Source organism: Morganella sp. EGD-HP17, assembly GCF_000512315.2.
Lineage (GTDB): Bacteria > Pseudomonadota > Gammaproteobacteria > Enterobacterales > Enterobacteriaceae > Morganella > Morganella morganii.
Map to the genome: position 1 here is coordinate 119,583 of NZ_AZRH01000001.1, position 14,492 is coordinate 134,074.

A 14,492-nucleotide genomic window follows, 5' to 3' on the forward strand; every position below is an offset into this window, starting at 1 on the left:
TTCTGATGAAAAAATCGTTATCTGCAACACTGATTTCCGCTCTGCTGGCGTTTTCCGCCCCGGGGTTTTCTGCCGCTGATAATGTCGCGGCGGTGGTGGACAGCACCATTAAACCGCTGATGGCACAGCAGGATATTCCCGGGATGGCGGTTGCCGTCTCCGTAAAGGGTAAGCCCTATTATTTCAATTATGGTTTTGCCGATATTCAGGCAAAACAGCCGGTCACTGAAAATACACTATTTGAGCTCGGATCTGTAAGTAAAACTTTCACAGGTGTGCTGGGTGCGGTTTCTGTGGCGAAAAAAGAGATGGCGCTGAATGATCCGGCGGCAAAATACCAGCCGGAGCTGGCTCTGCCGCAGTGGAAGGGGATCACATTGCTGGATCTGGCTACCTATACCGCAGGCGGACTGCCGTTACAGGTGCCGGATGCGGTAAAAAGCCGTGCGGATCTGCTGAATTTCTATCAGCAGTGGCAGCCGTCCCGGAAACCGGGCGATATGCGTCTGTATGCAAACAGCAGTATCGGCCTGTTTGGTGCTCTGACCGCAAACGCGGCGGGGATGCCGTATGAGCAGTTGCTGACTGCACGGATCCTGGCACCGCTGGGGTTATCTCACACCTTTATTACTGTGCCGGAAAGTGCGCAAAGCCAGTATGCGTACGGTTATAAAAACAAAAAACCGGTCCGCGTGTCGCCGGGACAGCTTGATGCGGAATCTTACGGCGTGAAATCCGCCTCAAAAGATATGCTGCGCTGGGCGGAAATGAATATGGAGCCGTCACGGGCCGGTAATGCGGATCTGGAAATGGCAATGTATCTTGCACAGACCCGCTACTATAAAACCGCCGCGATTAACCAGGGGCTGGGCTGGGAAATGTATGACTGGCCGCAGCAGAAAGATATGATCATTAACGGCGTGACCAACGAGGTCGCATTGCAGCCGCACCCGGTAACAGACAACCAGGTTCAGCCATATAACCGTGCTTCCTGGGTGCATAAAACGGGGGCAACAACTGGTTTCGGCGCCTATGTGGCCTTTATTCCGGAAAAACAGGTGGCGATTGTGATTCTGGCGAATAAAAACTACCCGAATACCGAAAGAGTCAAAGCCGCACAGGCTATTTTGAGTGCACTGGAATAATTTTTTCCCTGAACAGGCCCCTGCGGATACGCCGGGGCCGTAATTTAAGATTATTCCTTATACAATAATTTGCTTTATGGGCTGTTTTATGGAGGATGAGAGTATCGGGCACTGACAGCTTCCGGCTGAACCGGATTTCACTGTGTGCTGCGGCAAACTGATGTCAGTCTCAACACACAGAGGAAAATGTTGTCATGGACGTTCTGCGTTTTATCCTCCGCTTACCTTTTATTTTGCTGCGTCTGGCGGCTCGCAGTCTTGTTTATCTCTTTACTCTGCTGGGTTTTCTGCTGCGCCCGTTCACCGGACGGATCCGCTGGGCGGTGCCGGGCTGGGTGACCTTTGCCGGTAATCAGCTTGCCCGGCTGGAGCGGGGTGTAAACCGCTATCCGAAAACCATATCTGCCTTATTATTGCTGACTGCTGCGGTGGCAGCGGGCAGTTATTACACCTGGCACTGGTATCAGAACAAACCGAAGCCGGTGGATGTTGCGCCGCTGGTGGTGCAGGATATTTCCGCGTCTGTGCAGCGCCCTTCGGCGGTTAATTATAACCGTGACGATAATTCAGCGCAGATTGTGGTGGTGACATTCTCCCGCTCTGCCGCACCGGTGACACTGATCGGCAAACCGGTCACGGCCGGTATTACCCTGACCCCCGCAATGGAAGGTGAGTGGCAGTGGCGTAATGACCGTAAGCTGGTATTCACGGCGAAAAAAACCTTCCCGATGGGGAAAACCTACACCGTCGATATGGATGCCAAAACACTGCTGGCTCCGCAGGTGGCGTTAACAGAGAAACAAAAAACCTTTACCACCCCTGAGTTTTATTATCGCGGCGGCCGGGCGGAGTTCTATCAGGATCCACAGGATCCGATGAAAAAACACGCCATTATCGGCCTGACCTTCAATGCCCCGGCAGATGTCAAAAATCTGGAATCGCGTCTGTCCATGACCCGTGACGGCAAGCCGGTGCCGTATACCGTCACTTATGATGATAAAAAACTCAAAGCCTGGATCCACTCCGGGCAGCTGGCACTCAATGATACAGACAGCGAAGTGTTGCTGACAGTCAGAGCCGGTGTCGGGGCGGCCGTTCCGGCCAATACCACGGACAAAGATGAAACCTTCCGCGTGATCGTGCCGAACCGCTACAGTCTGGATGTGACGGGCATCGATAGTCAGCTGGTGGAATCAGATGACGGAAAAGATCGCCGCGCCCTGATTGTGTCATTCTCTGACCCGGTGAATGAAAAACAGATCACAAAAGCGGTTCGTGCCCGTCTGCTGCCGGAAAAACACCCTGATTATAATTCTGAGGGGATTTACGACGACTGGAAATCAGACGATATCAGCGAAAAAGTCATCACATTATCAGAGCCGGTCACGCTGACCCCGGATGACAGCGAGCAGGAGAATCAGGCAGCATTCAGCTTCAGTTATAACGCCCCGGCCAACCGCTGGCTGCTGGTGGAGATCACCGGCGGTATGAGTTCGGCGGGCGGTTATTATCTGAAAACATCACGCTATCTGCCGGTACGCATCCCGGATTACCCGAAAACACTGCGTTTTATGTCTGACGGGGCACTGCTGTCGATGAAAGGTGAAAAACAGATCACCGTCGCGGCACGTAACTTCCCGGGCCTGCAGCTGGATGTGAAACGGGTGATCCCGGGCCAGTTACAGCACATCGTCTCCTTTAAGGATAAAAACTTTACCTCAACGGATTTTAACCGCCTGAGTGATGAATACTTTACGGAGCACTTTACTTACCAGACGGCGCTGTCTGCCGCCAACCCCGGCGATATTCAGTACAAAGGTATCGACCTGAGCAAATACCTCTCAGCTGACCCATCCGCAAAACGCGGCATATTCCTGCTGAGCCTGCGGGCGTGGGATCCGGCTAAACCGGCGGAAGCCCCGGAAGCGGAAAGCTATGACGAAGGGGATGAGGATTACGAAGAGGATGCGGTTCTCGACTCGCGCTTTGTGGTGGTCACTGATATGGGGATCATCGCGAAATCCTCCCCCGACGGCTCGCGGGATGTGTTCGTGCAGTCCGTGTATACCGGTGAGCCGGTCAGTGGCGCAAACGTTTCTGTGGTGGCCAAAAACGGCACCACACTGCTGAGCCGTACAACCGGCAGTGACGGCCACGCCGCATTCCCGCCGCTGCATGATTTCCGTAATGAGCAGATGGCGGTGATGTTCCTGGCGGAAAAAGAGGGGGATGTCTCCTTCCTGCCGGTCAATGCCTGGTATGACCGCCAGCCGGATTTCTCGCGCTTTGATATTTACGGCGACGAAACCCCGGAAGATCCGCGCACCCTCAGCAGCTATCTTTTCTCAGATCGCGGTATTTACCGGCCGGGGGAAACCTTTCATGCCGGGCTTATCACCCGTACCTATGACTGGAAAACCCCGCTGACCGGCATCCCGCTGCGGGCGGAGATCCGCGACCCGCGTGACACTCTGATGCATTCACAGCAGATTATTCTGGATGCCACCGGTTTCAGCGAACTGAGCTACACCACATCGGAAAACTCTCCGACCGGCGACTGGAATATCTATCTCTATCTGGAAGGTAAAGATGAGAATGACCTGCGTCTGCTCGGTACCACCACCGTGGTGGTGAAAGAGTTTGAGCCGGACAGCATGAAAGTGGCACTGAAACTGACGCCGGATCGTCAGCAGGGCTGGGTGAAACCGGATGAATTACAGGCGGCGGTTGATGTGCAGAACCTGTTCGGCACCCCGGCGCAGAATCGTCGTATCGCGACAAAAATGACCATGCGACCGGTTTATCCGTCATTCACGCAGTATCCGGATTACCGTTTCTATGAAAACAGCCGCAGTACGGATAACTTTGAAACCCAGCTGGAAGAGCGCACCACCGATGAAAACGGTGCCGCACTGCTGGCGTTAGGGCTGGAAAATTACGCGGAAGCGACCTATCAGTTACAGCTGTTCACCGAAGCGTTTGAGCCGGGCAGCGGCCGTTCAGTCACGGCAGCAGCGCGGGTACTGGTCTCCCCGCATGACTCGCTGGTGGGTATCAAAGCGGACGGCGACACGGATTACATCAGTAAGGATGCAGTGCGGATGCTGAATCTGATTGCGGTGGATCCGTCACTGACCCGCATCGAAAAAACCAATCTGAAACTGGTGCTTCTGGAACAGAAATACATTTCTGTACTGATGCGCCAGCCGTCCGGGGTCTTCAAATATCAGTCCAGACTGAAAGAAACCCGGATTGATGAGCAACCGCTGACTATCAGCAGCGCCGGCACTGATATCACACTGAATACCTCGAAACCCGGTCACTTTATCTTACAGGCGGAAGATGCGGACGGTAATGTGCTGAACAGAACCGACTACACCGTCGCCGGTAACGCGAACATCACCCGCTCGCTGGATCGCAATGCGGAACTGCAGCTGACGCTGAATAAAGAGGAATATAAACCGGGTGAAGAGATTGAAATTGCCGTCAGCGCGCCGTACACCGGCAGCGGTATTATCACCATTGAGCGCGACAAAGTGTATCAGTGGGTATGGTTCCGTGCAGACACCACTAACTCAGTGCAGAAAATCCGCGTACCGGCAGAACTGACCGGCAACGGCTATGTTAACGTGCAGTTTGTCCGTGATATTAACTCCGATGAAATCTTTATGAGCCCGCTGAGCTTCGGCGTGCAGCCGTTCCGCGTCAGCCATGAGGCGTTTAATGCGGGGATCACGCTGGCATCGCCGGACGTCATGAAACCGGGTGAAAACCTGGCGGTTCATGTGAAAACCACCTCGCCGCAGAATGTGGTGGTCTTTGCCATTGATGAGGGCATATTGCAGGTGGCGCGTTACCGCCTGAAAGATCCGCTCGACTATTTCTTCCGCAAACGGGCGCTGGAAGTGAAAAGCACTCAGATCCTCGACCTGATCCTGCCGGAATTCAGCAAAATGATGGCGCTGACCGCAGCACCGGGCGGGGATGCCGGAGAGGGAATCGATCTGCATCTTAACCCGTTCAAACGTAAGCGGGATGAACCGGTAGCGTACTGGTCGGGGATCACCGCCGTTGATGGCGACGCGGTCTTTAATTATCAGGTGCCGGATTATTTCAACGGTAAGATCCGCGTGATGGCAGTATCGGTTTCACCTGACCGCATCGGCCACACACAGAGCAGCACCACGGTACGGGATGATTTTGTGCTGACGCCGAATATTCCGGCCATGGTCTCCCCGGGGGATGAATTTGATGTCTCCCTCGGTATCGCCAATAACCTGACCGGCCTGAACGGTGAAGCGGTGCCGCTGGATGTCACCGTCAGCGCCGATCCGGCACTGGAAATCACCGGCAGCAGCCATGAGCAGATCACGCCCGGTGAGAAGAAAGAAACGGTATTGTCGTTCCGCCTGAAAGCCAATGCGCTGCCGGGCACGGCGGATATTACCTTCCGCGTCACTTCCGGGGATAAATCGGCGGTCCGCACACAGAATCTGTCGGTCCGCCCGGCCTCGGCTTACCGCACCCGTTCGTCTCTCGGACGGATGGACGGTAAACAGCAGCGGGTGACGGCGCTGCGGCAGATGTTTGATAACTATGCCAAGCGGGATGCGCGGGTCTCATACTCGCCGATGGTGATGAGTGAGGCGCTGTCGCAGTATCTGGATAATTATCCGTATAACTGTTCGGAGCAGATCACCAGCCGCGCCATTCCGCTGCTGTTCAGTCAGCGTAATCCGGAAATCAGCACACTGCAGTCACAGACGGAAATCCGCAAACAGCTGCAACAGACCATGACCACACTGCTGACGCGGCAGAACGGTCAGGGTGGTATCGGCGAATGGCAGGCGATGCCGGAAACCGATCCGTTTGTCACACTGTATGTGGTGCAGTTCCTGCTGGAAGCACAGGATGCGGGCTATCCGGTGCAGGAATCGCTGCTCGGCTCCGCCAATATTTACCTGAAGAAAGTGGCGGCGAACCCGATGCTCAATACGCAGGATGATCTGCGGATGCGCGCCTTTGCTGTCTACCTGCTGACCCGTCAGGGCGAGGTGACCACCGGACTGCTGGCTGAAGTACAGACACAGATGCAGAGCAGTTATCCGGACTCCTGGCAGGATGACCCGGGCGCGCTGTATCTCGCGGCATCCTACAAAATGCTGAAGATGGATAAACAGGCGGATATGATGCTGGCGCCGACCTGGAAAGCCCTGAACTCGGCTTACAGCAAAGCATGGTGGACACGGAGCTACCTCGATCCGCTGGTGCAGGACAGCACACGGCTCTACCTGATTGTCCGTCACTTCCCGGAAAAAGTGTCTGCTATCCCGCCGCAACTGCTGGAAAACATGGTGCTGCGCTTTAAAGATGAGCGTTACACCACCTATTCAGCGGCCATGAGTATTCTGGCAATGGAATACTACAGCCGTCATATGCAGCAGAGCGGGGCACAAGCCGGTGAACTCACTATCAGCGTTCTGAAAGGCACAGAAGCGCCTGAAGTGATTTCGGTGATGAAAAATGCCTCTGCGACCGGAAAATTCAGCGACGGTGTCAGTGAAATCCGCTTTGATAATCCGTCGGATAACCCGGCCTGGTATGTGGTGACAGAATCCGGTTTTGATCGCACACCGCCGCAGGCTGCGGTGGCGAAAGGGCTGGAAATCAGCCGTGATTACCTGAATGAAAAAGGTGAGGTGATAACCAGTGCGGCACAGGGCGAAAAAGTCTATGTCCGTCTGCATATCCGCGCCAATGCCAGACAGGGGCTGAATAATATTGTGGTGGCGGATCTGCTGCCGGGCGGGTTTGAGGTGGTGCGTCAGGATCCGGAAGCGGCGGACAGCCTGCAACTGTCACAGCTCCCGTTCAGCACCGGCCGCCGCTGGGTACCGGACTTCAGTGATGCCCGCGAGGACAGAGTGCTTATCTACGGCAGTGCCGCGGCGGATAGTCAGGAGTTTATCTATCAGATAAAACCGGTGAATACAGGGCGATTTATCATTCCGCCGGCGTTCGGCGAAGCCATGTATGACCGGGAGATTCAGGCGCAGTCTGCGGCAGCCGGGGTATTTACGGTTCTGCCGCCTGCCGCAGATAAACCCTGAATGCACGGGCGGTATCGGTCAGAATGAGCGGCATCCGGCGTGTAATACAGAATCTGGCGGCAGTAATTATCCTGCTGGCGCTGTTTCTGACCGGATTCCGCCTCTGGCCGCATCCGCCGCTGTCAGAAGGTGTGCCTCTGTCGGTTGCCTATTATGACCGCAACGGCACACTGCTGCGCCTGACGCTGGCAAACGATGACCGCTACCGGCTGTGGACACCGCTGGAAGAAATGTCCCCGCTGCTGACAGAGGGAACGCTGCGTTATGAGGATCGCTGGTTTTATCTCCACCCCGGCTTTAACCCATACAGTCTCACGCGCGGTTTTTTTGTCAGTTATATCAGCGGGGAGCGGCTTCAGGGCGGCTCAACCATCACCATGCAGCTGGCACGGATGCGCTGGCATCTCAACACCCGCACCCTGCGGGGGAAAACCGAACAGATCCTGCGGGCTGTGCAGCTGGAACTGAGCTATTCCAAACACGACATTCTGGAAGCCTATCTTAACTATGCCCCCTATGGCCGGAATATTGAGAGCGCCGGGGCAGCCTCACTGGTCTATTTCAATAAAAAACCGGCGGATTTAACGCTGCCGGAAGCCCTGACGCTGGCGGTACTGCCGCAGTCGCCGGGATATCGTGTCACACCCGGAGGTGCGGATATCAGCCAGCCGCTGATGCAGGCACGCAACCGGCTCTGGCAGCACTGGCGGCAAGAGCATCCGGACAATGAAAACATGGCGGCACTGTTTGAACTGCCGCTGATGCTGCGTCAGCCGGAACAGATGCCTTACATCGCCCCGCATCTGATTGAGCAGATAGCCCGGCAGAACCGGTTCAGTGCTGAAAAACCGCAGACGGTGGTTACCACGCTGGATGTTAATCTTCAGCGCATTGCCGAAAAACAGGTGGCTGCTTTTATCGCCCGCCGTCAGCAGGCGGGATTGCACAACGCGGCGGTGCTTCTTGTTGATACCCGTGATATGGGCGTGCGGGCGCTGGTGGGTTCGGCGGATTATTACAACACGGAGATCCACGGCCAGGTGAACGGCACCAACGCCAAACGCTCTCCCGGCTCGGCACTGAAACCCTTTATTTACGCCCTCGGGCTGGAGCAGGGCGTGCTGCATCCGCTGACCATTCTTAAAGATGTGCCGTCCACCTTCGGCAGCTACGCGCCGGAGAACTTTGACCTGCGCTTTATGGGGCCGCTGCCGGCAACACAGGCACTGAACTACAGCCGTAATATTCCGGCGGTGGATATCGCGGCAAAACTCAGCAAACCGAATCTCTATCAGTTTCTCCGTCTGGCCGGGCTCTCCGGGATGGCGGGGGAAAAGCACTACGGACTGTCGCTGGTCCTGGGCGGCGGTGAAGTGACCGCGCAGGAGCTGGCAAAACTCTATGCGATCCTCGCAAACCGGGGCGTTCTGCGCCCGCTGCGGATGACCGAATCCGAACAGCCCGCCGCGCCGGTCCGCCTGCTGAGTGATGAAGCGGCATTTATCACCCTGGATATGCTGGGGCAGCACCGCCGCCCCGGTAACACCCTCGCACAAAAACCGATGACACTGCCGGTGTACTGGAAAACCGGCACTTCCTGGGGATTCCGTGATGCCTGGAGCAGCGGTATCACCGGCCCGTATGTGCTGGTGGTCTGGCTCGGGAACTTTGACGGCACCGGAAACAGTGCGCTGATTGGTGCGGAAGCTGCCGCACCGCTGTTTTTCAATATTATCGACAACATTATGGCGGAGTACCCGGCACTGCGGGAGCCGGACTTTCCGCTGCCGGAAAACCTCCGTCAGGTGGAGGTTTGTCTGGCCAGCGGCAACCTGCCGACGCAGTGGTGTCAGCGGCGGGGCAAAACCTGGTTTATCCCGGGTAAATCCCCCATTGCGGTTGATACCATCTACCGCCCGGTGGCGACGGATAAAATCACCGGCGACGTGGTCTGCCCGCCTTATGATCCTGCACAGGTGAATATTGATATCTATGAATACTGGCCGTCTGACCTGGCGCGGGTGTTTGCCCTGGCCGGTCTGCCGAAGAAAACCCCGCCGTCTGTCGCACACTGCAAAGGCGGCAACAGCCTGATCGGCGGTACACCACCACAAATTACCTCACCGCTGCGCAACACCACCTACACACTGCGGCGGACAGCAAACCAGCCATCCTCCCTGTTTTTTACCGCCACCGCCGATAATGACAGCAGCGTGATTTACTGGTTTGCCGGTGATGCATACCTCGGTAACAGCACCAGCCGCCGCCCGCTGGAATGGAAACCGGAAGCCGCCGGACGCTACCGTATCCGCGCCGTGGATGACCACGGCCGCGCAGATTCACGGATTATTCAGGTGGATATTCTGGGGGTGAGGGACAGGTAAATTGTAAACACCCTCTGGAACAAATCACATTCCGGGAGGGTGCTGATAATAAAACCGCTTATTTATTTTTTATCGCTGATACGGGAAAAATCCCACTCTTTTAAAGCTTCTGCGGCATCTTTATTGCCGTATTTTGCCGACAATATCAGGTTATCCCGTGCTTTTCGCAGATCATCATCGCTGCCGGTACCGGCCATTTTGTGATAGTACATCCACGCGACTTTATATTTCGCCATTTCATGATGATTGCCCTGTTCAAGAGAGGTCATTTCATAATAGCGGGCAGCCTGCGGATAATCTTTTTCCAGCCCGGCCTGACCGAAATAGAGCATATCCCCGGCGAGGTGTGCGGTATTGCTGTCACCCAGTTTTGCTCCCGCATCAAAATACGCGAGGGCTTTTTTACCGTCGACCGGGATCCCGCGCTCATTCGGTTTGCGGTAGAGATTACCCAGCACGTTGTAAGCACGGGCGTACCCGTTTTTACCGGCCAGCTCATAGTAATAGATCATTTTTTCCGTATCTTCCGGAACGCGTTCGCCACGGGCATAGTTTACCCCCAGCGAGAATGCGGCCGGGCCGTCACCGCTTTCTGCTTTTTGCCGCTTCGCTTCAATTTCCTGTTCATAACGACCGTATTGCTCATACACCTGCTTTTTCTTAATACGCTGCAGCACGGTGTTGCGTTCTGCATCCGTCAGTGTGGCGATAAGGTCGTCCCCCTCCCGGGAGCTGACACCGGCGAGTGAACCGTAGTAATAGGTTTCCGGAGCATTCTTCTTCACTATCTGCGCGTCATACATACCTTTCAGGGCATGTGTGTTGTTATACGTCAGTGAGCGGGTATACCACGCGATAGCTTTGTCAGGATCCGGTGCCCGGTTACAGAAGCCTTCAAGCCACGCATCACCCATGGCTTTGGTCCGCTCTTCCGGCGGCATCAGCATATGGTTATCGGTATTTTCCGGATAGTCCGATTTTTTCAGCCACTCCGTCAGATACTGCTCCGCTTTAGCGGGATCGGCATTGTCACGGCGGCAATATTCCGGCGACATATAGTATTCGTAGAGTGTTTCTGTGGCAGCGATATCGCCGCTATCATGGCCTTTTTGCAGATAAGACAGTGCTTTATCCATGTCATTATTCTGCCGGTAATAATAGAACAGGTCGATTTGTGCATCTGCCCGTTTATCTGCCTCCGATTCCAGCAGTGTGAGATATTTTTTGTTGTCTGCCTTATACAGATAGCTGCCGTTGTCATCTCTGAGAGTGCCGCGATACAGCTGAGTCAGTGCTTCAAACGCGGCTTTTGACACCTCTTCATCACTGTTTTTCAGACCGTTTTCCACTCGGGTGATAATACCGGTCCACTCCGGTGAATCCTGTGTAATGCGGTTCTCTCTGAGCTGCATGATGGCCAGCATGGTATCGGAGCAATTGTCACCTTTCTCCGCGCCACGGCGTAATACCGCCATTTTACCGTTATTGGTTTCAGTCGCTCCGGCCAGAGCGCAGAATGCAGGCAGATAACCGCTTTCCGCGCTTTTTTCAAACCAGTAACGGGTGGTATCATAATAGCCGCTGCTCTTATAGTGTTCCCCGGCGGCGTTCATGGCGCTGCTGTCTCCGGCCAGTGCCGGTTTTATCGTGCTCTCATAGAATGCGATATTTTCTGATACATCACGCGGCCCTTTGTAGGCACGTATCAGGACAATGGCTTTATCCCAGTCCGGTGTGATAATCCGTCGCTGTGTCTCTTTATCGTACTCTCCCTTTTCATAGGTATCTGCCAGCAGGATTGTGGCATAGTTATGACCGGCATCTGCTGCCTTTTGCAGGTATGGCAGGGCTTGCAGCAGATCTTTTTGTGTGCCGCGCCCGAGAAAATAAGCATAACCGGTTTCATAAGCAGCATTTGGGCTTTCATCCGCCAGTTTTACATTTATTTCAAACTGATCCATTGCTTTCAGCTCGTGAGCACCGTAATCACCGGCTTTGCTGAAATAATAACGGGCTTTCTGACGATCTGCGCTGACAAGATTGCTGCCCTGCAGGTACTGTGTACCCAGATCACGCAGATAGCTGTTATTGCCGGTTCCCGGGAGTTTGTCATACAGCGACAGAAGCAATTTTTTATCTTCCGGACTGAGCGTGTCTGCGTTTTTGTAGTCATCAATCAGTGTGGTGACAGCATTTTCGTTACCGCCTTCGGCTGCCATTTTCAGGTAATACCGTGATTTTTCCGGATCCTGAATCAGGCCGTGGTTGCCGTTCCTCCAGGCATAAGATAATTCATAGGCGGCTTCAGCATCCCCTTTCTGTACGCGGGCATTCAGGTCTGCCAGGGTGTCACGGCTCTTTTTGACTTTGCTCAGGCGTGATTCTGTGAAACGGTAATCGCGATCAGGAATTTTTTCGTACCAGGCGACGGAGGTATTCAGGTCAGCTTTTACACCGTATTTACCTTCATAATAGATCTCGCCCAATTCATACATACAGGCCCATCCTCCGGCATCTGCACACTGTGTCAGCCGGGGCACAATATCGCGTTCTGTCAGTCCGGTTATCCGCAGAAACGCCTGATTCAGGTTGCTCTGCGTGCCGGAGCGGGTCGCGCTCTTCAGACGATTCACCATGTATTCACCGGCGTCTGTGTTGCCCAGCGCTGCCGCTTTCATCATCAGTTCAATATCCGGACGCAGGATCTCATCGGTCATATCCGGTTTATCTTCCGCATCTTCCAGTTTCAGCTTCGCATAGTAATACGTGACAACAGGATCCTGACCCAGCAGCGGTTCAATCAGTTTCTGCGCTTCCGCGTTATTATCCCGCAGGGCAAGCAGGACCCAGAATTGCCTGGCAAGGAGGTTGTTTTTACCTTCGGAGAATACAATCTGCGTGACATCATGCCATTCTTTTTCCGTCAGCAGGGAACGGGCATATCCGCTTTTCATTATTTCCAGTGCCAGCTTTAAAGCCTGTTCATTATTGCCGGTATTGAGCGAAATAAGCGATTTTGCCAGGTGAACATCAGCACTGGGGGTATATTCGCTGGCTTTCAGATACAGTTCCATAGCTTGTTTACGGTTTTTTACCGGATCTTCCTGCAACAGATAATCGGCATAAAAATACGCCTGGCGGTAGTTATCATTTTCTTCGATATCTTTTTTCAGGAACGCGATAATCTCTTTTTCATCAATCTCACCGCCGGTATCAAAGGAAAAATAGAGATCGGTTAAACGCCGGTAAGCCTTATCCTGAAAATAGGGATCTCTCAGCAGCGATTTATAGATCCCGACCGCTTTTTTCATATCCTGCTCAACACCGATACCTCTGGCATATTTATAGGCCAGTTGATCCTGTGAATCCGGCAGGGGAGATAATTCAGCCGATTTTTTATTCAGTTCAAAGGCGCGAACCGGATCATAAATATTCCCTTCCTGGTCACCGTAACGTGCGGAAGCCAGCATCAGCGCCTCCGGGTCATCCGGATATTTTTCCAGTAGTTTGGCTAAATAGGCAGATACCTGTGCGTTGGTGTCGTTATCCGGAAACTGATAGCTGTCGGCAATATCCTCAATAATGTTGATTAATGCATCGTGATGTCCGGTATTCGCGGCCTGTTTCAGGTATTTCGCCGCCCGCTCCCGGTCATAACCGAAGGCATCATCAAAACGGATATTACGGTGGATTTGATAGAGCAGATAAAGGGCATCGGGATATCCGGCATCAGCTGCGGCTGTCAGATATTCAGGGTTTGTTTTGGTATCAAGATACCAGGTATAAAGGGCTTTCGGATCTTTTTGATTAATCAGCGGCTGTAAATAGCGGAGGGCTTTTTCTTTATCTGCGATAACACCCGTTCCCTGCATATAAGTGTCATAGAGGGCATAACGGGCATACTGATTGCCGTTCTCTGCCATTTTTTCCAGTTTTGCCAGCCGGGCGGTTATTTCATCTGCCGTTTCTGAGCCGAAAAGGGATAATGCTTTCGGCATCAAATCATCTTCATTGAGTGAGCTGATTTGTGAAAATGCCATATAGCGGTATTTTTTTGCCTGTCCCGGATCGGCTTCTATTCCGTGACCGCCTTTTTCATATATTCCGGAAAGCAGCATAGCAGGCAGGGTAAATTGCTCGCTGAGTAACGGTGTCAGAATATCAACCGCTTTTTTATAATCTTTATCATATTCATACGCGATATAACCCAGCGCGAATTTTGCAAAAAACGATCCCTGATCTGCGGCCGCAGTCATATATTTCCGCGCCTGTTCTGCATCTGACGGAATATTGCCGTATTTATCGAGGAGATAAATAGTGCCCAGTAATTCCTGAGCCTCACGGACACCGGCCTGTGCCGCAGCCTTCAGGGAGGTAATACCGTACTGATCCTGTGCGGTATCTTGTGTTATACCGTGATAGCGGTAATAACCGAGGTTGTATAAGGCACTTTTATTACCGGCGTTTGCGGCCCGTTCCAGCCACTGATAACCCAGCAACGCATTGGCCGGTACATCATAGCCGTTGAGATACATTACAGACAATGCATAGGCTGCCTGCGGATTATGTTCCGCCTCTGCGGAAAAATAACGGAATGCCCCGTCAGTATCCCCGGATAAATACAGCTCATAGCCTTTATCTGCCGGGGTGCTGCCGGACGTCACTGAATACGTCAGCCAGGCCCCGCCGGACAGTGCAATAGCAATAAGCAGAGCAAGCCCCAGTTTACGTTGCTTTGTCATATCAGTCCTTATACGGATTAATCTTAAATAAACAGGAAGACAGAAAATAAAAATTTGACTTAGTGTAACGGAATAAAGAAGTAATTCAATGTTATCCGGCCAACAGAAAAA

The 14,492-nt window shown here is 53.5% G+C and carries 4 protein-coding genes; 3 read left to right on the forward strand and 1 reads right to left on the reverse strand.

Features of this window, described 5'->3' with window-relative positions; genetic code table 11:
- Positions 1-5: 5 nt before the first annotated feature.
- The 3 genes from X965_RS00575 to pbpC all read left to right on the forward strand — a co-directional run bounded on the left by X965_RS00575 (position 6) and on the right by pbpC (position 9,639).
- Positions 6-1,145: an extended-spectrum class C beta-lactamase DHA-1 gene (locus X965_RS00575; RefSeq protein ID WP_004236386.1), complete on the forward strand. Its 1,140-nt coding sequence runs from the start codon at positions 6-8 to the stop codon at positions 1,143-1,145.
- Between the two features lie 194 nt (positions 1,146-1,339).
- Positions 1,340-7,255, forward strand: a complete 5,916-nt coding sequence (locus tag X965_RS00580; RefSeq protein ID WP_036416599.1) for an alpha-2-macroglobulin — start codon at positions 1,340-1,342, stop codon at positions 7,253-7,255.
- Between the two features lie 23 nt (positions 7,256-7,278).
- Positions 7,279-9,639: a penicillin-binding protein 1C gene (gene pbpC / locus X965_RS00585; RefSeq protein ID WP_036416602.1), complete on the forward strand. Its 2,361-nt coding sequence runs from the start codon at positions 7,279-7,281 to the stop codon at positions 9,637-9,639.
- Between the two features lie 62 nt (positions 9,640-9,701).
- Here the strand turns inward: pbpC and X965_RS00590 are convergent, their stop codons facing one another.
- On the reverse strand, positions 9,702-14,381 hold the full coding sequence (locus tag X965_RS00590) for an SEL1-like repeat protein (protein WP_036416604.1): 4,680 nt from the start codon (positions 14,379-14,381) through the stop codon (positions 9,702-9,704).
- Positions 14,382-14,492 lie beyond the last annotated feature (111 nt).